This is a genomic window from Virgibacillus sp. JSM 102003, from assembly GCF_041949995.1.
Classification (GTDB): Bacteria; Bacillota; Bacilli; order Bacillales; family Amphibacillaceae; genus Lentibacillus.
In genome coordinates this window covers 26,683-50,168 of sequence record NZ_JBHFQH010000014.1, presented here as the reverse complement: position 1 = coordinate 50,168, position 23,486 = coordinate 26,683, and the positions used below count along the sequence as shown (strand labels likewise).

22 protein-coding genes and 1 riboswitch are annotated in these 23,486 nt (G+C 38.0%); of the genes, 11 read left to right on the top strand and 11 right to left on the bottom strand.

Annotated elements, in window-relative coordinates; genetic code table 11:
* Positions 1–214 precede the first annotated feature (214 nt).
* The 3 genes from ACE1TG_RS15030 to deoD all read right to left on the bottom strand — a co-directional run bounded on the left by ACE1TG_RS15030 (position 215) and on the right by deoD (position 2,276).
* Positions 215–688, bottom strand: a complete 474-nt coding sequence (locus ACE1TG_RS15030; RefSeq protein ID WP_375053227.1) for a divergent PAP2 family protein — start codon at positions 686–688, stop codon at positions 215–217.
* Positions 689–849: 161 nt separating this feature from the next.
* Positions 850–1,446, bottom strand: a complete 597-nt coding sequence (locus ACE1TG_RS15025; RefSeq protein ID WP_375053226.1) for a biotin transporter BioY — start codon at positions 1,444–1,446, stop codon at positions 850–852.
* A gap of 119 nt (positions 1,447–1,565) precedes the next feature.
* Positions 1,566–2,276: a purine-nucleoside phosphorylase gene (gene deoD, locus ACE1TG_RS15020; RefSeq protein ID WP_375053225.1), complete on the bottom strand. Its 711-nt coding sequence runs from the start codon at positions 2,274–2,276 to the stop codon at positions 1,566–1,568.
* A gap of 196 nt (positions 2,277–2,472) precedes the next feature.
* On the opposite strand from deoD, the gene ACE1TG_RS15015 reads away from it, so the two are divergent.
* The 3 genes from ACE1TG_RS15015 to ACE1TG_RS15005 all read left to right on the top strand — a co-directional run bounded on the left by ACE1TG_RS15015 (position 2,473) and on the right by ACE1TG_RS15005 (position 4,565).
* Positions 2,473–2,736, top strand: coding sequence for a phosphocarrier protein HPr (locus ACE1TG_RS15015; RefSeq protein WP_375053224.1), 264 nt, complete (start codon positions 2,473–2,475; stop codon positions 2,734–2,736).
* Positions 2,737–2,891: 155 nt separating this feature from the next.
* Positions 2,892–3,380 (top strand): cation:proton antiporter regulatory subunit, encoded by a 489-nt coding sequence (locus ACE1TG_RS15010; RefSeq protein ID WP_375053223.1) that lies wholly within the window; start codon positions 2,892–2,894, stop codon positions 3,378–3,380.
* Positions 3,381–3,386: 6 nt separating this feature from the next.
* Positions 3,387–4,565, top strand: coding sequence for a cation:proton antiporter (locus ACE1TG_RS15005; RefSeq protein ID WP_375053222.1), 1,179 nt, complete (start codon positions 3,387–3,389; stop codon positions 4,563–4,565).
* A gap of 357 nt (positions 4,566–4,922) precedes the next feature.
* On the opposite strand, the gene kapB is transcribed toward ACE1TG_RS15005, so the two are convergent.
* A complete protein-coding gene (gene kapB / locus ACE1TG_RS15000; protein ID WP_375053221.1) occupies positions 4,923–5,318 on the bottom strand; it encodes a kinase-associated lipoprotein KapB in 396 nt (131 codons plus the stop codon).
* Between the two features lie 119 nt (positions 5,319–5,437).
* Here kapB and ACE1TG_RS14995 point away from each other — a divergent pair, with 119 nt between their 5' ends.
* Together ACE1TG_RS14995 and ACE1TG_RS14990 are read left to right on the top strand one after the other, a co-directional pair.
* Positions 5,438–5,617, top strand: a complete 180-nt coding sequence (locus ACE1TG_RS14995) for a hypothetical protein (RefSeq protein ID WP_375053220.1) — start codon at positions 5,438–5,440, stop codon at positions 5,615–5,617.
* Positions 5,618–5,701: 84 nt separating this feature from the next.
* Positions 5,702–6,271 carry a superoxide dismutase family protein gene (locus ACE1TG_RS14990; RefSeq protein ID WP_375053219.1) on the top strand — a complete coding sequence of 190 codons (570 nt, stop codon included), beginning with the start codon at positions 5,702–5,704 and terminating at the stop codon, positions 6,269–6,271.
* Positions 6,272–6,328: 57 nt separating this feature from the next.
* Here ACE1TG_RS14990 and ACE1TG_RS14985 read toward each other — a convergent pair whose 3' ends face one another.
* Both ACE1TG_RS14985 and ACE1TG_RS14980 read right to left on the bottom strand, forming a co-directional pair.
* The gene (locus tag ACE1TG_RS14985; RefSeq protein WP_375053218.1) at positions 6,329–7,498 is read right to left on the bottom strand and encodes a MalY/PatB family protein; all 1,170 of its coding nucleotides are present in this window, start codon (positions 7,496–7,498) and stop codon (positions 6,329–6,331) included.
* A gap of 731 nt (positions 7,499–8,229) precedes the next feature.
* Positions 8,230–9,576 (bottom strand): glucose-6-phosphate isomerase, encoded by a 1,347-nt coding sequence (locus ACE1TG_RS14980; RefSeq protein WP_375053217.1) that lies wholly within the window; start codon positions 9,574–9,576, stop codon positions 8,230–8,232.
* A 133-nt stretch (positions 9,577–9,709) separates the two neighbouring features.
* Here ACE1TG_RS14980 and ACE1TG_RS14975 point away from each other — a divergent pair, with 133 nt between their 5' ends.
* Positions 9,710–9,949: a DUF378 domain-containing protein gene (locus ACE1TG_RS14975; protein WP_375053216.1), complete on the top strand. Its 240-nt coding sequence runs from the start codon at positions 9,710–9,712 to the stop codon at positions 9,947–9,949.
* 82 nt (positions 9,950–10,031) lie between these two features.
* On the opposite strand, the gene yugI is transcribed toward ACE1TG_RS14975, so the two are convergent.
* A complete protein-coding gene (yugI, locus tag ACE1TG_RS14970) occupies positions 10,032–10,412 on the bottom strand; it encodes a S1 domain-containing post-transcriptional regulator GSP13 (RefSeq protein ID WP_375053215.1) in 381 nt (126 codons plus the stop codon).
* 108 nt (positions 10,413–10,520) lie between these two features.
* Here yugI and ACE1TG_RS14965 point away from each other — a divergent pair, with 108 nt between their 5' ends.
* Positions 10,521–10,931, top strand: coding sequence for a YugN-like family protein (locus tag ACE1TG_RS14965; RefSeq protein ID WP_375053214.1), 411 nt, complete (start codon positions 10,521–10,523; stop codon positions 10,929–10,931).
* On the opposite strand, the gene ACE1TG_RS14960 is transcribed toward ACE1TG_RS14965, so the two are convergent.
* Both ACE1TG_RS14960 and ACE1TG_RS14955 read right to left on the bottom strand, forming a co-directional pair.
* Complete coding sequence (locus ACE1TG_RS14960) at positions 10,917–11,915, bottom strand: potassium channel family protein (protein WP_375053213.1); 999 nt, start codon at positions 11,913–11,915, stop codon at positions 10,917–10,919. The two genes, ACE1TG_RS14965 and ACE1TG_RS14960, sit on opposite strands and share 15 nt — an antisense overlap.
* A gap of 113 nt (positions 11,916–12,028) precedes the next feature.
* Positions 12,029–12,583, bottom strand: a complete 555-nt coding sequence (locus ACE1TG_RS14955; protein ID WP_375053212.1) for a thioredoxin family protein — start codon at positions 12,581–12,583, stop codon at positions 12,029–12,031.
* Between the two features lie 127 nt (positions 12,584–12,710).
* Here ACE1TG_RS14955 and ACE1TG_RS14950 point away from each other — a divergent pair, with 127 nt between their 5' ends.
* The 3 genes from ACE1TG_RS14950 to ACE1TG_RS14940 all read left to right on the top strand — a co-directional run bounded on the left by ACE1TG_RS14950 (position 12,711) and on the right by ACE1TG_RS14940 (position 20,464).
* Complete coding sequence (locus ACE1TG_RS14950; RefSeq protein ID WP_375053211.1) at positions 12,711–13,769, top strand: M20/M25/M40 family metallo-hydrolase; 1,059 nt, start codon at positions 12,711–12,713, stop codon at positions 13,767–13,769.
* 919 nt (positions 13,770–14,688) lie between these two features.
* Positions 14,689–19,047 (top strand): S8 family serine peptidase, encoded by a 4,359-nt coding sequence (locus ACE1TG_RS14945; protein ID WP_375053210.1) that lies wholly within the window; start codon positions 14,689–14,691, stop codon positions 19,045–19,047.
* 503 nt (positions 19,048–19,550) lie between these two features.
* Positions 19,551–19,701, top strand: a riboswitch (FMN riboswitch).
* A 169-nt stretch (positions 19,702–19,870) separates the two neighbouring features.
* Positions 19,871–20,464, top strand: a complete 594-nt coding sequence (locus ACE1TG_RS14940; RefSeq protein ID WP_375053209.1) for an ECF transporter S component — start codon at positions 19,871–19,873, stop codon at positions 20,462–20,464.
* A 64-nt stretch (positions 20,465–20,528) separates the two neighbouring features.
* Here ACE1TG_RS14940 and ACE1TG_RS14935 read toward each other — a convergent pair whose 3' ends face one another.
* Both ACE1TG_RS14935 and ACE1TG_RS14930 read right to left on the bottom strand, forming a co-directional pair.
* Positions 20,529–20,918, bottom strand: coding sequence for a hotdog fold thioesterase (locus tag ACE1TG_RS14935; protein WP_375053208.1), 390 nt, complete (start codon positions 20,916–20,918; stop codon positions 20,529–20,531).
* 15 nt (positions 20,919–20,933) lie between these two features.
* Positions 20,934–21,869, bottom strand: a complete 936-nt coding sequence (locus tag ACE1TG_RS14930) for a 1,4-dihydroxy-2-naphthoate polyprenyltransferase (protein ID WP_375053207.1) — start codon at positions 21,867–21,869, stop codon at positions 20,934–20,936.
* 231 nt (positions 21,870–22,100) lie between these two features.
* Between ACE1TG_RS14930 and ACE1TG_RS14925 the strand changes: the two genes are divergently transcribed.
* A complete protein-coding gene (locus ACE1TG_RS14925; RefSeq protein ID WP_375053206.1) occupies positions 22,101–23,486 on the top strand; it encodes an isochorismate synthase in 1,386 nt (461 codons plus the stop codon).

Genomic DNA, 23,486 nt, shown 5'->3' with positions numbered 1-23,486 from the left:
TTATGAAAGCATCCTTGAATTCGATATCCAGTATCTCAAGTTGATAAATCAGATTCACGATAGAGAGGACTCGCAAGATATAGAGTGCGGAATTCAGAGTCCTTACCTCTACGTGTGAAAAGCCAGCGAGAAAAGGTCACTGTTTCATCCAATCAATATAATGCAAAAAGCATCGAATTGCTAGGCAATTCAATGCTCGATTGTGATAGGTTTATTAATATAATTGATAAATTAAAAATGCAATTGCGATTCCTGATAGGCCACCGAAAAACACTTCGATTGGCTGGTGCCCCAGAAGCTCTTTTAACTCCTTACGTTTTTCATAATCTTCCTTTTTACTCCAGTCCTTGGCTCCGTCCATAAAGTATTGAAAATCTTTGACTAATTGATTTAAAACTATTGCTTGTTCTCCTGCTTGCCTGCGTACACCCGAGGCATCAAACATAATAATAATACTGAAGACACATGCAATTGCAAACATAGTGGATGGGACCCCTTCTGAAATCCCAACACCCGTCGTTAGTGCGGCTACTGCAGCTGAGTGACTGCTTGGCATACCACCATTGCTGAAGGCTAATCCAGGTTTGAATTCTTTTGTCACAAAGAAGCGGATAGGGATTTTTACACCCTGTGCAAAAACAATTGCAGACAATGCTGCCCATAATGGAAAATTTGCAAAGAAACCCATGAATGCATGAACATCCTCTCTGTTGCGTTAACTTTACTTGTGATGAATAGGTGGTAAAGTTTTAAACTCTATAATTTGTAATTTTATCACATATGTGGAAACTTTTCATTTAATGAAAAAAGGATACTCCATAAGGAATATCCTTGCCGACCTCTCATGCATTATGCTTGTGCAGTGGAAGTCCATCTCGATGGAACACGCTTAGCTAAGCTTACCATAAATACTGCAGATAAACATGCCAGTGCAGTGTCTTTTACGAGAAAAGGTATCATGCCAATCCACGCTACAGGATAGGAAATCTGCAGCTCAAGCCATGTATTCATTGCAACATACATATAGCTTACACCTATTCCATAATTAATTACTAATCCAACCAAAGCTGCTACTGTATATACTGGGATGGATGGTTTTTTGCTGAACTCTGCAATGAAGCCTACGAAAAATGCTATGAATACAAATGAAATTATGAAGCCTCCAGTAGGGGAGACAAGCGCCATAGGACCTGCAGACATCTTTGCAAATACAGGTACTCCGGCCACACCGATTAAGATATATGTAATCATGGAGATACTGCCTAACTTTTTACCGAGCATTAAACCTGCTAAAATTGCAAAAAATGTTTGGAGTGATAATGGCACGGATGCGCCACCAATTGGAACTGCGAGCATTGGAAACCATACTGCTATGTTTGCTCCCACAGCCATTAAGCACACAAAAACAGAACCAAATGTTAAATCAATTGGACGTAAACTTTTCACTTCAATCGCTCCCTTCAATATGATGATATAAAAATGCACTTGGATTGTCAACTGTAATTTTTATTGGTTAACGATAGAGTGTAAAAAACAGCCTCTCATAATTGAAAGGCTGTTCTCAGTTATTCTTTTATCGCAGCATCAAGTGCGATTTCCATCATTTCGTTAAATGTAGTTTGTCTCTCTTCTGAGGTAGTTTCTTCACCTGTAAGGATGTGATCAGAAACTGTTAGAACTGAAAGGGCTTGGCGATTAAACTTTGCAGCCAGTGTATATAATGCTGTTGTTTCCATTTCCACTGCTAGCACTTTATATTTAGCCAATAATTCATTTAATTCTTGTGCATTATCACGATAAAATGTATCGCTGGTAAACACATTTCCCACACGTAAATTCATTCCCTTATCAATTCCTACATCATACGCATTCTTCAGTAAATCAAAGTCAGCTAACGGTGCATAATCAATACCATTAAATATCATCCGGTTCATTTGCGAGTCAGTTGTTGCTCCTTGTGCCAGAATAACGTCCCGGACTTGAACGTCTTTTTGAATAGCACCGCACGTACCTACGCGAATTAGTTTCTGAACATCATAACTTTGGATCAATTCATTTACATAAATTGAGATGGATGGTACACCCATACCTGTGCCTTGAACAGATACGCGTACACCCTTGTAAGTCCCTGTATATCCGTACATTCCTCGTACTTTATTATATTGTGTGACGTCTTCTAAGAACGTATCCGCAATAAACTTTGCTCGTAAGGGATCACCAGGTAATAAAATCTTGTCAGCAATATCGCCTTTATTTGCTCCAATATGCACACTCATGTGAATGTTCCTCCTATATTAGATAATGATACAAAATAACGTTATCACAACCAATGTGCAAAAACAAATAAGTTACAGAAATCATTAATTTATTGCTTTACTGTTTCAATCAAGATAATAATTGTATATAATGAGAGAAGGTATTTCATAATAAAGAGATACATAAAGGATATTATTGTTGGAAGGATGAGTTAATATGCAAGAACAATCATTTACAATCACAGCAGATACTGGTGTACATGCACGTCCAGCTACACTATTGGTAAATAAGGCTGGACAATTTGAATCAGAGGTTGAAATTTCATATAATGGAAAAAGTGTTAACCTTAAGTCGATTATGGGTGTTATGTCACTAGGAATCCCTAAAGGAGCAGAAGTGAAAGTCTCTGCAACAGGAAGCGACGAAGAAGAAGCAATCAAAGGTGTAACAGAAGTGCTTAAGGAGCATCTAGGGGAATAATAATCGAGCTAGGGAACTATTCTCTAGCTTTTTATTTTTCACTGATGGAAAATATGCAATTTTTAGAAAATAAAGCACTCCAGATAACGAAATCCCCTTTTATGGTAAACCAAGTTTTCAAACATAAATATGACTATTAAGAAGAGGTGACTTAAATGAACATTTCTGTTTCCCAGCTTCCTGGAATAGGCCAAAAAATTTCAATGAAGACTGCAGAAGATGACATGCTGGTTATAATTGTACACCATACTGGTAAAAGAGAGCTATACTTCTTTGATGACGCTGATAGTGATGAAGCAGATTTTGCTATGGATCTTACACCGGATGAGACTCGGGAAATTGCTGCACAGTTACTCGGTGCAACTTATCAGCCTGTTGGAATTGATAAAATGCGTATGTTTAAACGTCAGATTATTATTGATTATATAACGTTGGAAGAGGCATCTTCACTTGCACATAAAACGATTGAAGAATCAGATGTTCGTAATAAAAGTGGTGCAACGATTATTGGGATTGTTCATGGTGATGATGTTACAGCAATACCTGAAGCAGATACAACATTAATCCCAGGCGATATCCTGATGTCTGTTGGGAAAGAAGAACAAATTTCCACCTTATCAAAGCTATGTAAGGGTGAGGAATGATGAGTTTTGTTTACTGATTTTCCAACACTATTAGGTGCCGGGATAGTTTTACTCGGTATATTTGTATTAGGGTTTATCGGATTCAGAACAAGGTTTCCAAATGTAATACTATATATTTTATTAGGTGTATCGTTCGCTGGATTTTTGGAAGGTAATGAATTATTACATTTTTCCAGTGAAATTGCCATCGTTTTATTGTTCTTTGTACTTGGATTGGAATTCAGTACAAAACGATTAGGTGGAATAGCTAAAAAAATATGGAGTTCAGGTCTTTTGGATGTAATCTTAAGCCTGGGTGTTTCTACATTAATTGCGTTTGGCTTTGGAATGGACTGGTTCACAGCATTCCTTATTGGCGGTATTACATATGCGACTAGTTCATCCATTACAGCGAAACTGCTTGATGATAAGGGCAGAATGGCTAACTCAGAGACCGAGTATATCTTAGGTATATTAATCTTTGAGGACTTAGTTGCCCCAATTGTAGTTGCCATATTAATTGCGATGAATTCAGGCGATGCTTTTGGTGGTCTGGATTTTGCAATACTGTTAGGTAAAATAATTGGTATGGCACTTGTAGCAATTATCTTAGGGAAAACGCTATTCAAGCATTTTGAAAAGTTTTTGCAGCGTATTGATGATGAAGATTTCAAGTTTGCTTTATTAGTGGGGATTGCAGTTTCCTATGGTGGGTTGGCATTATACTTAGGCTTATCCGAAGTGCTGGGTGCATTCTTGGCCGGTGTTATGCTAGCTGAAATTGGTAAAATTGATCGAATTGAAGGTACGGTATCCCCAATTAAGAACCTTGTGTTACCAACTTTTTTCGTCTATTTTGGAACGACTGTTGATTTAGGAGAAGGCGTACCAATGCCAATACTGCTAATTGTACTGATTATATGGTCAATTGTAGCTAAAATAGCAGTCGGTATTGTTGGTGGAAAATTATATGGCTTGTCGAAGCGTGTATCATTACGCGCGGGGTTATCGCTCTGTGCAAGAGGGGAATTTTCAGTAGTTATTGCGGGAGTTGCAGTCGGATCGGTTAAGATATTCAGTGGTGTGTATATCGTAATAGCAGCATTTTTAGGGATGGTTCTGTTCAATTATGCTCCAAAAATAACGAGGAAAATATATGGAGAGCCTGAGAAGAAAAAGAAAAACCTGAAAGTTCCCACTGCATAATAAAGCAGTCTCATAATAGTTGTGAGACTGCCTGCTATTTGTAACGGCTCAATTCTGAGAGAGTCAAATTCTAGTTGAAGTATCTATTTTTTAACGGAACGAGGATCCGTCTCACCGTTCTGAGAGCATCTTATTTGCTATTTAGCGGAACGAGGGTCCACTTCGATTGTTTGTGGCGATACTTCATCCCCTTATTGTATAATCCTGGTCTATTGATTTACAATGCAGGCGGACTTTATCCACGGGATTTGAATTAGTCCATACAATTGTTTGGATAAATAATGAATATAAGTATTTATGGAATCAGGTGTTAAAACTAACAAATATTGTTTTCTTCCTTAAACTGAACCCGATATGCTATTTATAATAGCTTTTGGTATAATATTTTTCTTCTAATCCTTCAATCCATTCAAGAGCTTTTTGATTGAATTCTGAATCTTTTAAGGCAAGCTTTTGCTTTTGATTATCAATCGCTTCATGTAATGACTGATTATAATCAGGAACTTCTCCTTCAAAAGGATGTACTGCTGATTTAACTACATTCATTTTTTCAAAATGTGCCAGAGCTTTTCGCTCATGAAAAAATACGCCATCTACTTGACCGGGATTATGGAGGTCACCTTGCATCGGATGTTTTTCAACTGCAAGAACTTTAATTAAAAATCGTTTGTCACGATCTTCCATTACTTCTCCTATGTATTTTCCTGAATTATATTTTGCACGTACAATATCTCCAATTTTAATTGTTGTCATGATTAGGCCTCCCCTCTACTCTATTGTGCCAAAATACTAGTCGTTGGGCAATCATTAAGGTTTCCTATTTAGCTTAAGAATATAAAGTGATATAATATAATTTAAGGATGTGAGCAGTTATGATGGAATTTTTATATTTTCCAGAAGATAAAACCGAATATATTCCGGCTATTATACAACTAGTCATTTTTATGATTGGGGCCGTAATAGTAATGTATTTTTTCTATAAAGTGTCCAAAAAAGAAGAGAAAAAATTTAATGAACAATACCAGGAGAAATCGTTCGATGATAAAGAGTGAAAACGGGCTTATTAAATTAAGCTCGTTTAATTTTTGCCTAATTGCAGATACTTGTAGTAAAGCATCTGCAAAGGAGTAGCTTTAATGAGGGTATTTTTTGTAGTATTATTACTTATGTTAGTTTCATGTCAGTCAAATGAAGAAACGACAAGGTCAGTTGATATGTATAACGAATCTGGGGATATGATTGGTACAGCAAAGTTATCGGATAGACCAGAGGGGGTACAGGTGAAGCTAAAACTTGAGGGCCTGGAGCCTGGCTATCATGGAATTCATGTTCACGAATACCCTAAGTGTGAAGGGCCAGAATTCATTAGTGCAGGAAACCATCTTAATCCAGATGGGAAAGAGCACGGATTAATGCATCCAAAGGGAGCACACTTAGGTGATTTACCAAATATTGAGGCAGATTCTGGCGGGCTTGCTGATGCTGAATTAATGCTTCCTGGTGCAACACTAATGGAAGGGAAAAAGTCTATTCTTAAAGGGGAAGGGACATCCTTAATTATTCATGCTGGACAGGATGATGGAATAAGTCAGCCTGGTGGAAACTCTGGTGCGAGGATAGCATGTGGCAAAATATTAAAAGAGCCTAATGAGACAAAAGAGGCTCCGACAGATCCTACAAAATTTAATGAAAAACAAAAGGAATAAACGCTTCTTAGTTAAGTGAAAAATGGCTCTCTCAACATCAGTCGAGAGAGCCATTTTTTATAATTTATTTACAGCATTGATTATTCGTTTAACTCCCTCTTCCAACGTTTCTCTAGGACATGCTATGTTTATGCGCATAAATGTTTTTCCTTCTTCACCATAATCGGTACCTGTATTAAGTCCAACTTTGGCATTTTCAATCATGAATTTCTTTAGTTGTTTGCTGTCCATTTGCATGGCACTGCAATCAATCCAAAGTAAATAAGTACCTTCTGAACGGATGACTTTAAGAACATCTGTATTTTCCTCAAACTTTTTCGTTACATACTCCTGATGTTCCTTTAATACGGTCCTTAGTTCATCCAGCCATTCTTCACCATGTAAGTAGGCAGCCTCCATTGCGGTGTTTCCCATTGTATTTAGCATATGATGCCCTTGACTGTTCAACTGTTGGTTAAGTGTATCTCTCTTTTCCTTATCTGTAGTGATAACATATGATGCTTGCAGTCCTGCAAGATTAAACGTCTTTGATGGGGACATGCATGTAATGGTTTGGTCGGCAATGTCGTCAGAAAGTGAGGCAATCGGAATATGCTTCTCGTTCGGATAAACCAGATCGCCATGGATTTCATCTGATAAGATTAATACATCATATTTCAGGCAAAGCCGTGCCATTTCCTGTAACTCTTCCTTTGTCCAAACGCGACCTACAGGATTATGTGGGGAGCAAAGAACAAATGCCTTAACTCCTTGCTTTAATTTATTTTCAAAGTCGTCGAAATCAATATGGTAATAATTGTCCTTCTGTTGAAGAGGATTTTTAACAACTTCCCTGTTATGTGTTTCAATTACACTGTAAAATGGTGTGTATACAGGTGTTTGGATTAGCACTTTTTCATTTGGCTCAGTGAATGCCTGGATCGCCATATGCAAGCTTGTTACGACACCCGGGCTGAATGAAAGCCAGTCTGAATTTATTTCCCAATCATGGCGTTTGTCAACCCAATTGATAATTGCGTTTTTTACATCATCGTCAATAATAGTGTATCCGTAAATACCATGATCAGCACGATCTTTTAATGCATCATTTACAGCTTGTGGGGCTTGGAAATCCATATCAGCTACCCACATTGGCAGGACATCTTCTGTCTGGAATACAGGTTTTAGCATATCCCATTTTACTGAACGTGTATTTCTACGGTCATGAACTTTTTCAAATATTCCCATTGTAAAACCTCCTACTAATCAATAAGTCAATTATATCTTATTAAACACAAAAAAAAAGCAAAGCGCTTATACGCCTTGCTTACAGGGGGAATACGAGAAAGTCTTACAATTTTAGTATTACCCCCTGTATATAAATTTAAACATAAATTGACAAAAAAACTTTAATTTTTTTCCAATGAATGAAACTTATAACATCAACTGTTTCGTTCCATAATTACAGGGCAGGGAGGAAGGCAAAAAAAGTCATTATGCCGATGAGTAGTTAACACTTGAGCTGCAATTTTTTCCGTAGAGAAAGCTGAATATCACCAGAAGAGGGAGCAGAATCGACAGAAGAGCTAGCTGAATCAACAGAAAGGAGAGCTGAATCACCAGAAGGAAGAGCTGAATCGACAGAAAGGAGAGTTGAATCAACAGAAAGGAGGGCTGAATCAACAGAAAGGAGAGCTGAATCAACAGAAAGGAGAGCTGAATTAACAGAAGAAAGTGCTGAATCACCAGAAGGGAGAGCTGAATCGACAGAAGAGAGAGCTGAATCGACAGAAGAGAGAGCTGAATCGACAGAAGAAAGAGCTAAATCACCAGAAGAGGGAGCAGAATCACCAGGATCGCCGGTATGTTAGTGGAAAGCGAGCACATTCCCGTCCGATCAGCAATATCATTTGTAAAAAAAAGCGTTAAATTGCTCAGCAATTCAACGCTCTATACTACTGTTTGTACCCAAAACTACGTTACAATCGTTTTTCTAATTTAGCCTTTTCATCCTCAAATCCTGGTTTGCCAAGTAGTGCGAACATGTTTTTCTTATAAGCCTCTACACCAGGCTGATCAAACGGATTAACGCCTAGCAGATAACCACTTATTGCACATGCTTTCTCGAAAAAATAGACCATGTAACCGAATGTGTATGCATCAAGTTCTGGTAATTCGATAATAAGATTTGGGACATTCCCGTCAGTATGTGCCAGTAACGTTCCTTGAAATGCTTTCTCATTGATGTCGTGAATTGTGTTACCGGCAAGATAATTAAGTCCATCCGAATTAGCTTCATCTGATTCCAGTGTTATTTCCTGTTTGGATTTATTAACATGTAAAACTGTCTCAAATAGGTCACGTCGTCCGTCCTGGATGTATTGCCCCATTGAGTGAAGGTCTGTCGTAAAATTTGCTGAAGCTGGAAAAATTCCTTTTTGATCTTTACCTTCACTTTCTCCAAACAGTTGTTTCCACCATTCGGAAACATATTGGAGGTGTGGTTCATAATTAACAAGCATCTCAACAGTTTTTCCTTTATTATATAGTACATTTCGAACAGCGGCATACTGATATGCAGGGTTTTCCGTTAGCGATGGATTAGCCAAATCATTCTTGGCTGCTTGTGCGCCTTGAATCATTTCGTCAATCGATACACCACTTACTGCAATAGGCAGCAATCCAACTGCAGTTAAAACAGAATATCGTCCACCAACATCATCTGGAATAACGAAGGATTCGTAGCCTTCTTCGTCTGCAACTGTTTTTAATGCACCTTTTGCTTTATCTGTTGTTGCATATATACGCTTTTTGGCTTCATCTTTACCGTATTTTTCCTCCAGGAATTTCTTGAAGATCCGAAATGCTATAGCAGGCTCAGTTGTTGTGCCGCTTTTGGAAATGATATTAATCGATACATCTTTTCCTTCAAGGACATCAAATAACTCTTTCATATAAGTGGAACTCATATGGTGACCAACAAAAATAACCTGAGGTGCCTTCCGTTTATCCTTGGATAGAAGGTTTTGAAAGGAATGGTTGAGCATTTCAATCGCTGCCCGTGCACCAAGATACGAACCGCCGATACCGATGACAAGTAAAATATCAGTGTCTTTTTTTATTTGGGCAGCTGCTGACTTAATCCGGGAAAATTCCTCTTTATTATATGTTTCAGGTAAATCAACCCATCCTAAGAAGTCACTTCCGGGTCCGGTTTTATTATGTAATGCATTGTGTGCCGACGTTACATAGTCCTGTAAATAATTAATTTCGTTATGATTGAAGAAATCTAGTGCTTTACTGTATGAAAAATTAATATGTGTCATGTTTTCCTCCTTCAATAAATACTCATTTTTAACTTTACCGAAGTGATATTGTGAAATCAAGAAAGAACTTGTATATATTTTACCAAAAGTGAAAAACTAGTGAGGAGAACTTTAGTAAAGGAGGTTTGTTGAAATGAGTGGTATTCAACGGGCATGTTTAGCATTAACAGTTATTGGCGCAATAAATTGGGGACTTATCGGATTATTTCAGTTTGACCTAGTCGCTGCAGTATTTGGTGGTGGCGAACAAAGCGGTGCATTTGCACGTGTTATTTACACGTTAGTCGGTATAAGTGGTCTGGTAACCCTGTCATTATTATTCAAACCAGATGAAGCTTTTGCTGATGAAACTGAGCCTCGTACAGATTCTTAAAATTGTAGCCAAAACAAAAAGAGGCCTTTCCAAGTATTGTTGACTATGTCAAAACATACTTGAGAAAGCCTCTTTTTAATTATTATTTTTTATTATAAGATCCTTCTGACTGTTCAATCCATTCTTCCAATTTGTCTTTTAATGTATTGAATCCAGCGTTATCGTTTTCCTGTTGCTTTGGTGCTTGATTCTTTTGAGGCTTTGGACGGTTCTTAGGTGGTTCTTCTGTAGCACGAATAGATAATGAAAATTTATTATTTTCTTCATCTACATTCAAAACTTTTACTTTCACTTCATCCCCGGCTGTTAAATGATCATTAATATCTTTAACATACCCATGTGTTACCTCAGAAATATGCACTAACCCTTGGACTTCTTCGTCTAAAGCAACAAAAGCACCATAAGGTTGAATTCCTGTAACTTTTCCTTCTAAAATCTGACCAGTCTCAAACTTGTCTGACATGCTGAACAACTCCTATATCTATTCGATTCTTTTCACACAATAAAATATTTTAGCATAAATTTCGATTCCAAGCAAAAAATAATAGAAATTTATTGAAGGAGTGTGCATATGGTTCCGATAAATTCAGAAGTTGAGAATAAAATATATCCATTGTATGTTTTGGAAGAACGATTAAAGCCTGAGGGATTTGTGATTGGTTCAAACTGGGACTATGATAAAGGGTATTTTGATATGAAAATTGACGATGATGGTGTTTATTATTTTTTGAGGATACCTTTCTATGCTGTAGCAGGCTCACTTGATTATCCTGGTGTAACAGTGCGAGTTGATCAGCCATTTTTACTAGCACATCAATATCAGCGAGGATTTGATGAAGAAGGAGCGGGCGGGGCATTACGTGGTGCGTTTGACCAGTTCCAGACCCCGACAAACGCAGATGCTGATGTCCCTGATGAATACGTTGAAGCAGGAAGAGAAATCATGAAAAAGGTAGAACGACTTCTCTTACCAGGAAGTTAATGTCAACAGGATATCCCCTTTTCTAAATGTCGTATCTTTTGGAGGGTTAATCACCCAATCGTCATCGCGAATAAAACCAAACAAAAGCTCTTTTTTGTCCAAGTAAAAAACTATACCATTTTTAAAAGTGGAATTTTCCAGTTGTTCCGGAAGGGCTAAGTGAGAAAATTGCTGATTATTTAAGATATTTAGTACTGTTTCAAATGGCCTTGTATTCTTTAGATGATAAAGCTCATGATAAAATAAAGTACTCATGAAATCATTTGACCTGATAATAGTGTTCGCTCCAGCACGAATTGCGTTCTCAATTTGTGAAATAGAGAGAACTTCTGCGTTAATTGATACATGCTGATTATTTCCGCGAATTGCTACAATAGCTAAAATAGTTGTTATGTCAGCCTGACGTTCTTTCTTGGTAATATCAGAAGTTATAATAACTGATTTGGCCTTTTGAATGTTAGCTTGTATTAACGTTGAATCTTCACTAGGATCCCCGTGGATAAAGTGTACAGGATAGTGCTGGTATGGCAGGTGATCGAGCGTTCTGTCAATGAGGACAATTTCCTCTTTGGAATCTTTTGTTTCGATCATATTCACTAACTGCCTTGTCCGTTCATTCCATCCAACGATTACAATGTGATCTTCACCTTTAAATTTTACTTTTCCTTTTGACAAATCCTGTTCATGCTGAATGGTTCCTGATGATATAGTCATTATGTAAAATGTCAGCAGTCCGCCTCCGGAAAGAATAAGAAGTATTGCAATAACCTTTCCCAGGGCTGTTAATGGAACGAAATCACCGTAACCAACTGTCGCTCCTGTAATAAAAGCCCACCATATTCCATCAAATACCGATGGGAATGCAGCTGGTTCAACGACGTGAATAATAACCCCAAAAAAAGTCATTACCACAAATATAGATAGAAGAAGCCTTACAATAACAGGCAGTCTGAAATAGATATGTTTGAAGTATTCAATACTCATTATATATTGCACCTTAGTCCATTAATTATTTTACATACTAGTATGGGCAAAGGTATTTATATTATATACACGATAAGAAAAAAACTCACCTGACAAGAGGTGAGTTTTCCGTTTTAGACCTGTTCTAACTTCTTTTTGATACTTGTATATACTTCCTGCCAGATATCCTGATTGTCGCGAAATGATTTGGTCATAAATAAATACATTTCTTTTGATTTTTCCTCATAATCATCTGCATCCTTTGGGGGGAGGTTTTCACGTGCATCATCCAAATATTGTTGTATTGCCTTCGCTCTGGGTCCCCATTTTGCAACTTCATTGCCAGCTTCATCAATAAAAATAAAGATAGGAATAGAACGTGCCTTTCCATTCGTTAAATATTGATCCATTAACTCCAAATTTTCATCTCGCAGAAGCATTTTAACTGGAATATTAGCCTGTTCAGCAATGCGAATTAAAATGGGGATATTCAACATTGCGTCGCCACACCAATCCTCGGTTAATACAATTACACGGATATTTTTGTCAGTAAGTTTTTGAAAAAACTGTTTGTCTGCAGGTGGTGTGAAGTGATCATAAATATGTAATAAATTTTGTTTGTTTTTTTCCATTGACTCGATGTAGGCATCAGGTGTGATACCTTTTTCATACCATTGATTTAAATCCATTACCGTACACTCCTTTATCTGTCCCTTTCAAGAGTGTACCCAATATTTTCAGTAACGTAAACAAAAGTGCTCTTTTGCATGATTTTTTGTTATGATTGGTGTGGAAGATTTTAAGGAGGTAATATTAATGGAACAAGCAAACAGGGATTTTTTAATGGAGTTATTAGATACGCCATCTCCATCAAGTAATGAAATGGAAATTCAAAAAAAGTGGATTAACTATGTACAGGACTTTGCAGATGAAGTTAGAACGGACAACGCTGGTAATGCTATTGGAGTAATTAATCCAAATGCACCATTTAAGGTGTTGCTTGCAGGTCATTGCGATGAAATAGCATTAGTAATTAATCGAATTGACGAAGATGGATTTTTGCATTTTGATAAAATGGGCGGGATAAATCCAAAGGCAGCTGTTGGTATGAAAGTTACCGTACTTGGATTCAACGAGGAAGTAACAGGCGTTATTGGTGTTAACGCACAACACCATGGTGGATTAAAAGATGACTTTGGCTTAGAGGATCTATTTATTGATTGTGGTTATAAAACGAAAAATGAAGCTGCAAAATTTGTTCAGATAGGTGACTTGGCTGTCTATAAAACAGAACCGGAAATATTGATGGATCGATATGTTGCTGGTCGCGGATTGGATAATCGAACCGGATCATTCATAGTTGCTGAAGTATTGAAGCGGCTTTCTAAAAAAGGGTGCAATGTTGGTGTATATGCAGCAAGTACTGTCAATGAGGAGACAAATATGGGTGGTGCTTATTTTGCTGCTGCCGGTGTTGAACCAACAATGGCTATTGCTTGTGATGTTACATTCTCGACTGATTATCCTGGTGTCAATAAAAATAAGCATGGGGACATAACACTTGATGGTGGTCCTGTTTTTGCAAAAGGTGCACCAATCAACATTAAAATTAATAAATTATTGGAAAAAACAGCCAGGAAGTTAAATATGGCTGTGCAATACGAACTAACACCACGGATGACTGGTACAGATGCAGACAGAATGCGTTTAACAGGTCCTGGTATACCCGTTTCATTAGTATCATTACCATTACGTTACATGCATTCTCCTGTGGAAACATCAAGTTTAAGGGACATTGATGAGGAGATTGAATTACTTGTTACGATGATTGCTGATCTTACTGGTGAAGAAAGCCTTAATCCATTGGAAGACTAAATTTAATACAATTATAAAAATCTCAAGCCTTAAAAAGGTTTGGGATTTTTTGTTGCTGCCGAGTGTGCAGCTACAGCTGAAATAGAGAGGTGTCAGCGAGTTTGAAGTTTTGCGGACACCAGGGACTGTATTTTGCACAAATCTCCTCAATTAACCATGATATATGTAAATAAGTGCTCATGTGTCCGCTCGTCAAGCCTTTTATAGAAAGTAAAGCATCCCGCGTTCTTCTGTAACATGCAGCTACCAACTATTATATGAGAATCAATTGGTAATCAAGCTAAACAGCTATTTTCATACAATCGAAGAATTACGTTCAAATGAAGGTTTTCATCACTTCCAGGAAAGTAAATTACTCTTACATAATAACCCACCTAACGATCAGTTGTATTTTTTTAGTTATTTTATAGGCTAAAAGTATGTTTTTGTACGGAACAGGAAAGTGACTTTTTGACCAATATACTTGCAACCAAAGTAATTACTTATGTAAAAAGAAGCGTTTTTGGTGTGTTTTTATAGAATGTATTTGCATACAAACTAGTGTAACTAGGTCTTTTTACACATTTATTTTTACAAAAATAGGAAATATTTCAAATAGTTTAATAGTCTTGGTATCATATAATATTGCTGTAAACACTTTTTGGAAAATTTAAACAAATAATTAGGAAAAATACCTAGTTCTTTTGTCTATATGGTAATGCCGTGTATACAGTACTTCGTAATCAAATGTAGTTATTGCAATATTTATCGACAAAATATGACAGTTTTTTCGGAATTATTACAGTATAGTTACATTAACAACAAAGATTTTACAAACAGCTCCACTTCAGCTGAGAACCTACACTAAATTTTTTAGTAAAGGAGGCTAGGGGAGTTTTTTTGTTTGTTTTAATTACGGTATAAAAAATCAGGAGGAGGAATGAAATTGCTAAGCAAAAAGCGTCAGACAAGAGCTTTTAGAATTGCGGCTTCACTGTTAATGATATTTTCGTTGGTAGTGCCTGGAATGTCTTATGCTGAAACGAATGGTAATATACATCATTCGGCAAAAGATACGCAGGCTGCTGCAAAAGAAAAGGTCAATAATCGATTGTTGGATCAATTTAAGAATGATGAAAAAGTGACGTTTTTAATTAAGTTCAAAGAAAAAGCAGATACAAAAAAAATTGCTAAAGAAGCAAGAAAAAGTGCAGAATCTGCAAATATGACAGCAAAAAAAGCTGAATTTGTTCAACGTTCTGCTGTAGTATCTGAATTAAAATCTACCTCTCTTGAATCACAGACAAATGTAAAGCAGTATCTTCAGCAGGAAGCTGATAAAGGGAATGCTGAAGATATCAGATCGTATTATATCGTTAACGGCATGGCTGTTACCGCAACGAAAAAAGTTGCTGAGAAAGTAGCCAGTTTTGCTAACGTCGAGAAAATATTACCGAATGAAACCCGTGAATTATTAACACCGGTTACAAAAGAAGCAAAAAATGCTCCACAGTCTGAAACTGCTAATATAGAGTGGAATGTTGAGCGTGTTGGAGCTCCACAGGTTTGGGACATGGGGATTGATGGCTCTGGAACAGTTGTAGCAAGTATTGATACAGGTGTTCAGTGGGATCATCCTGCTCTTAAGGAAAAATACCGTGGCTATGATGCAGCTACTGGCGAAGTTGATCATGACTATAACTGGTTCGATGCCACAGCAGGACAATCAGAACCATACGATGACCAAGGACATGGTACACACACAATCGGAACAATGGTTGGTGGTGAACCCGATGGATCTAACCAAGTTGGGGTTGCTCCTGGTGCACAGTTTATTTCTGTAAAAGCATTCACAGCTGCTGGAGGAACTGATGCTGACTTATTAGCGGCTGCAGAGTGGATTTTAGCACCAACTGATTCAGAAGGAAATGCTCGTGTTGATATGGCGCCAGATGTCGTTAACAACTCATGGGGCGGTGGACCAGGACTTGATGAATGGTACCGCGATGTTGTTATTAACTGGCGTGCAGCAGAAATCTTTCCTGAATTTTCGGCTGGTAACACAAGCCTATTTAACCCGGGTGGCCCAGGGTCTATTGCTACACCAGCAAACTATCCTGAATCATTCGCAACAGGTGCAACAGATATCGACGATAATTTAGCTAGTTTTTCATTAGAAGGACCTTCACCATATGATGAAATTAAACCAGATATTTCGGCTCCTGGGGTAAATATACGTTCATCTGTACCAGGTGGAGGATACGAAGGCGGCTGGAATGGAACATCTATGTCAGGTCCTGCAGTATCAGCTGTCGCTGCGCTACTACGTCAGGTAGATAGCAGTATTACAGTTGATGAAATGGAACAAATACTAATGGATACTGCAATCCCATTAACTGATGAAACCTATCCGGAATCCCCGAATAATGGATTTGGCCATGGCTTGGTAAATGCGTATGATGCAGTATCAGCATTACAGAATGGAATTGGTACAATAGAAGGTCAAGTGACCAAACCAGGTGAGGATAATGAAGCACCTACATTTGATCACAATGCACCAGCAGAAACTTACGCTGGCATGGACCTTGATTTGAATGTACAAGTTACAGATAACATTAGTGTTGCATCGGTTGAATTAGATTACCTGGATACAAATGGAGAATGGCAAACTGTTGAAGCTGGACGTGTTTCCGGTGATTTTAAAGAAGGCGAATTTGTAGCAACCATTCCAGGTGAGCATATTGCTGAGGATTCACTGACATATCAATGGACAATAAATGATTTTGGCGAAAATGAAGTTGTCAGTGAAGAATATAATGTTGAAGTGAAACCAGGAATTTCTATAGGCTACTCAGAAGACTTTGAAGCTAATCCTATAGGCTGGACATCTTTTGGTGAAATGAACAGCTGGGAATGGGGAGCGCCAACTTCTGGTCCTGGAAACGCAGCATCTGGAGAAAATGTATATGCAACAAACCTAGCTGGTGAGTATGAAAATGATATGAATGCGACACTGGTTATGCCACCGGTTGATTTGCCAGAAGGAAATGCATACTTGCAATTTAATCAATGGCATAATCTAGAGATGTATGACTCAGGAACAGCTTACGATTTCGGTCATGTCTTTGTCTCTACTGATCAGGAAGAATGGACACAATTGATGGAAGTGAAAGGCGAAACAGATGGCTGGGAAAGTGCTGAAGTTGATTTATCCGAATATAGTGGTCAGCGAGTTTATCTTGGATTTAATGTTACAACAGATGGAAGTGTAACAAGAGATGGCTGGTATATTGATGATGTAGCATTATCTGATACGTCACAAAGCAGTAAAGCATCTTTAGGGAAAAAAGGTAACAATAACGGAGATCCGGGTAAAAACGGCCTAGGAGTAATCCAAGCAGATGAAAAAGCCGGATTAAAAGAAAAGGTAAATCCAGCTGAAATTAAGCCGGAATTACCTAAGAAAGATAATCCTCCTGCCGAAGAGGATATAATTAATCCTAACTTATTACCGATGAGTGCGCAAGTAAGTGTATTGGAAAGTGGGCGTTCGGTAATGACTGATCCAGCAACTGGTGAATATTCCTTAAGCCATGCAGCAGGAACATTTACATTAAAAGCTGAATCATATGGGTTTGAGTCTCAAGAACAATCTGTGACACTTGAAGCGGATGGAACGGCACAAGCTGATTTCACGCTTGAAGAAATTCCTCAAGCGACAGTAAGTGGGACAATTACGGATGAAGCAACAGGTGCCCCAATTGAAGGCGCAACTATTTTATTGGTAGAGGATGCTAACGTTACACCTGTCGAAACTGATGAAAATGGTAATTACTCTATCACGGGATATGAAGGAACCTACACGCTAAAAGTAATGGCAAGGGACTATTATAGTCAGGAAGTGGAAGTAAACCTTGATGAAGATATTCAACAAGATATCGCTCTTGAACCATTCTATACGTACCCTGGTGGAGAAATTGGTTACGATGATGGTACTGCTGAGAATGCTCGTGCATTTTATGATGCCGGTAATGGATGGGCAGTAAAAATGTCTTTACCTGAAGAGAAAGATTCAGCAGTAGTAACAGATGGTGTTTTCCAATTCCATGGTACCGATTGGCCGACCCCAGGTGGTACGGAATTTGCAGTTGAAGTATGGGATTCATCTGGTCCGGATGGAACTCCTGGTGAAAAGATTGCAGGTCCGGTTGATGCTGAAGCGATAAGAGATTTGGATGAATGGACTGTAGTTGATTTACGTGAGCACAATATTATTGTTGAAGACGATTTCTATATGGTTTATATCCAAAAAGATCCGAATCCAAACGCACCTGGATTGGCAACAGATGAAAACGGAACGAACGCAGAACGAAGCTATCAGTATGTAGCTGGTGCTTGGTCACCATCTCCTGCCTCTGAAGGTAACTATATGATTCGTTCACGAGTAAGTTATGAAGTAAATGATCCAGTTATTACTTCACCTGGCGAAGATTCAATTACAAGTGAACCAGACATGACAATTGAGGGGACTGCATCTCCTACAACTACGGTTCAATTGTTGAATAATGGAGAAGAAATAGGGACTGCTGAAGTTGGTGAAGATGGTCAGTTTGCCATTCCTACTGAACTCTCAGAAGGCGAAAATGAGTTTAAAGCACTATCTATGATGAATGGTGGTGTAGCTGGTGAATCTGAGACTGTTACAGTAACCCTGGATACAATAAGGCCAGAATTAACCATTGATAGCCCAGAAGATGGGGATAAAACGAATCGTGAAACAGTTACTGTTGAAGGTACAGTAACGGATGCCAACCTTGACTTTGTTGAAGTAAATGGTCGAGAAGCAACTGTTAACGACGATGGTACGTATTCAAAACGAATTTTGCTTGATAACGGTGAAAATGAAATTGAAGTTATCTCCGAGGATCTTGCAGGAAACGTTCAGACAGAGACTATCACGATTGATGTAGACTTTGTTGCTCCAACGGTTGAAAATTTGACGCCTACCGAGGATAAAAATCTGGAAGCAGGCGAGAGTGTGCGAATCGAGTTTGATAGTGAGCCTGGTCAAAGAGCTACATTCTTTATCCATATGCCACTTACAAACGCGGTTGCACAAATATCTAATGCAACGGAGCTGCCAATGATGGAGATGTCTGATGGACATTATGTAGGCTATTATACAGCCACTAGTAATGTTGTTGCAGAGGGTGCCGTTATCGAAGTGAAAGTTGTTGATGACTTCGGTAATGAAACACGCGAAACAGCAGAAGGAAAATTATTTATCAACGCCGAATGATAAATAGCCTATAAAGGAAAAGGTTGCCTCTTGGATCGTAGGTTTTTGCTTGCGATCTCTGGGGCAATTTTTTCTGTTAAGAGTGCGTTTTTTGAAACGAATAAGAACAAGATAGGATATTTAGAACGTTTATTTTTAATGGTTGGCTCTATAACAAACTGTCGAAGCGGATCCTCATTCCGCTAAATAGCAGAAAAGGTGCTCTCGGAAGGGTGAAACGGATCCTCGTTCCGCTAATAGCAGAAAATCAGCAATATTTGAGGCAAAAATGACAAATAGCGGAATGAGGATTCACCTCCATGCTTAAAACAAGGGATTTAAAGGAAATAACGGAATGAGGATCCTTCAAATCAGTTAACTGGATCCTCACCCTGTTAAAAATGGGTTCTTCAAGAACAGGGGTGAAATTTATGTTAACAATTTAATGTTATTAGCATTTTCGTAAACAGATTGCTTTTCAAATGAATAGAATAATAGTATAATAAATGAAAATTATATATCGATTCCATCTTCGGGGCAGGGTGCAATTCCCGACCGACGGTAAGGAGCAATTAGTAAATGTTCTAAGTCCGTGACCCGTGCGGTATTTGCCAAGCGGTGGACCTGGTGTGAGTCCGGGACCGACAGTTACAGTCTGGATGGGAGAAGATGTCGAGCCGAAAATTGGTGCGTTTTGCGCCTCTGTTTTCCTGTGAATATATACCCTGAAGCCCCGATTAGGTTTTAGGGTTTTTTATGTGCATTATAAAAATGTAAAACAGGATAGGCTTTCCCTTCATCACGAAATAGATGTGAATCGATTAAAGATGAGGGAGGAGAGTTGATGATGCAAACAACAACTAATAAGCAATCATCAAAATTACTAAAACTTATTATTCTAGCATTATTGGGAACAATTTCACTCGTACTTTTTTTCTTGAATTTTCCATTACCGTTTTTACCACCATATCTGAAAATTGATTTCAGTGAGGTACCTGCACTAATAGCTGCTTTAATTTTTTCACCAATGGCTGGAGTAGCAGTAGAAGCAATAAAGAACATGCTCTATTTAATCGTTTCGGGTGCCGGTGATCCGATTGGTATTATTGCAAACTTCCTGGCAGGAGTAATGTTTATAGTTCCTGTCGCGATTCTCTATCACAGGTATAAAGGTGTTAAAAGTATTATTTCCGGTTTAATAACAGGGACAATCATTATGGCAATTGGAATGAGCATACTAAATTACCTTGTCATTCTGCCTGCATATGCATGGTTTATGGGGTGGGAGGATATGAGTCAGAGCGCGAAATGGGTAGCGGTATCGCTTGGTGTGCTACCGTTTAATATTATTAAAGGCATTATAGTAGGATTGTTATTTGTACCTTTATTTATAAAAATGAAAAGATGGATTGAGCAAAAACAAGCAAACTTAGCTTAGCATTATGGATTATAAACAAAAATAGAAGTGGCTGCCCCATTACGCGGGCAGCCACTTTATGCATCTAATTGTTTTTCTTAGGGACTACCCCAATTGTACACCTTGAAATACATATTAGATCATCATTTTCATCGACAATGTTAATTTCCCAGACCATCGTTGTTTTTCCAATGTGAACTGGAGTTCCTTTTGCTGTAACAATTCCTTCACGCTTGCTCTTAACATGGTTTGCATTAATTTCAATTCCAAACACATTAAATTCTTCGGGGTTTACATTCATATATGCACCAATACTTGCGGCAGTTTCGGCCAGTGCTACGTTTGCACCACCATGCAGGTAACCTGCTGGCTGATGTGTACGATGGTCAACCGGCATTGTCATTGTCACCAGATTTTTATCAAGAGATGAAACTTCAATACCAAGTGATTCCATTAGAGTGTTTGATAGATTCATTTAAAAGCTCCTTTTTTAAATAAAATTACTAATCAATAAAGATATACCGAGAAGAAACCCATAAATGGTGTTCGTTTTTCCAGTTGCAACCATTGCTGGAAGCATTTCAATTGGCTGTGATTTACCTTGGAACTTTTTGATAACATCTATTGCTTTAAAAATTCCTAATAACGCAATCACAGACCATATTGGAAGCATTCCGACAATAATGTAAACTATTGTCAAGACAAAAGCCACAGCAAATAATAGTGCTAAGCATCGAACAGCATTCTTTCTTCCAAGTAAAATTGCGATCGTTTTCCGGCCGTTTTCTTTGTCTCCATCCAAATCACGAATGTTATTGGACATCATAATGGCTCCAATAAAAATTGCGATTGGGATTGAAATCCAAATTACTGTGCTTGTAAGTGTCTGCGTTTGGATAAAATAACTGATTCCGATGATTACGGTACCCATTAGGAATCCTGAAAAGATTTCACCTAATGGCGTATATGCAATTGGTAATGGACCACCTGTATATAAGTAGCCAAAGAGCATACATACTAATCCAATGACAGCTATCCACCAGCTTGATTCAATACAAATATAAACACCCAGCAAAATGGCGATGCCGAAGAAAGTGAGTGCCAACCGTAATACGGTTTTGGGCGAAATACCATCACGAACGATCGTGCCACCAATACCAACAGATTCTTCATTATCCAGTCCACGAGCAAAGTCATAGTATTCATTAAACATATTTGTAGCGGATTGAATTAACATAGAGGCCAGCAGCATTGCCAAAAATAAGAAGATATTTATACCATGATCATTAAGTGCCAGCATTGTTCCGACAAAAACCGGAACAAAAGAAGCAGTTAAAGTATGCGGACGCAATAGTCTCCACCATATCTGGAATCCGCTTTTTTCGTTAAGTTCCTGTTTGATAGTAGATTTATTTGATGATTCCACGGATGCTCTCTCCCCTGTTTGTTCGCAGTAAGATAGTATAAATACTTTTACTGGTAAGTACAACTAAATATCACATTATCATATTTAGTTTAGGTAATACAGCAAGGGGTGTCAATTGGAAATATTTCATTAAACAGCCATAATAAAAGTCAATCCTTGAGAAACAGGCAAAAAGAGAATAAAATAGATATGGTACTTTGTGATTGTTTGAAGTTACGGAGGTTAAGATTGATGATAGAAATTAAAGAAGAGCTGATTGAATCGCTAATCAAAGAAGCAATCGATAAGGCTAAATCAACTAATAAGACACAAATAATAAGTATGACAAAAGAAATCAATGAGACAGATCCACTTCGTTTTTTTGAATCTGCTAAAAAATTAGGGATGGATCGCACCTTTTGGACAAGCACTTCAGAACAATTTTATTTAGTAGGGGTTGGAAGTGCGTTTCAAATGGATGCTAAAGAGTACCGGTTTCAAAATACGGAAAAACAATGGAAGAAATTATTGCAGGGTGCAATTATTCATAATCCGTACAAGGTTCCTGGAACAGGCATAGTTACCTTGGGCGGTATGTCTTTTGATCCAAGCATTCGAAAGTCTGATTTGTGGAAGAAGTTCGGTCATAGTTCGTTTAAGATACCAAAGTTTATTTTGACTGTAAATGAAGGAAAGTATTATATGACAACAAATGTGCAAGTGAATCAGGGTGATCATGCAAGGCAGCTGGCAAATGGAATTAAACAAGCTGAAGAATCGTTAATGTATAATTCAACTTCGCTTCCAAACCAAGCTAAAATACATTCAAAGACTGAAATTGCACCACAACAATGGATGGATACTGTTGAACGTGCGACTGAGAAAATTAAACAAGATGAAGCTGAGAAAATAGTGCTTGCTCGTGAAGTAAGAATTAAGTTGACGGACGATGCATCGGTTACTGCTATTTTAGATCAATTTATATCTTCACAATCAAACAGTTTTGTCTTTGCATTTGAACGTGATGGAGATTGTTTTGTTGGAGCTTCACCAGAAAGGTTGGTCAAGCTGCAAAATCAACAATTACTTTCAACTTGTTTAGCTGGAACTGCACCAAGAGGAACAACAAAAGAAGAAGATAGAAAGATCAGCTATAAGCTTTTACACGATGATAAAAATCGCAGTGAACATGATTTTGTTGTCAATATGATTAAAAATGCAATGGAACTTTATTGCACGTCTATTCAAATTCCAAAGGAACCAGTGATTTATCCGCTTAAAAATTTACAGCATTTATATACACCGGTCACTGCTACTTTAAATAAGGGATACAGTATTTTTGATATTATAAAACAACTGCACCCAACACCAGCCTTAGGAGGTGTTCCGCGCGAAGAATCACTTAAGTTTATTCGTGAACAGGAACAGCTGGATCGTGGCTGGTATGGCGCACCAATTGGCTGGCTGGATTCTAACCAGAATGGTGAATTTGCTGTTGCAATCAGATCGGGTCTGATACAAGGTGATGAGGCTTCTCTATTTGCAGGGTGTGGTGTTGTGAAGGATTCAGATCCACCAGCTGAATATGAAGAAACTAATATTAAGTTTCTGCCAATGCTGTCCGTTTTAGGAGGCTAA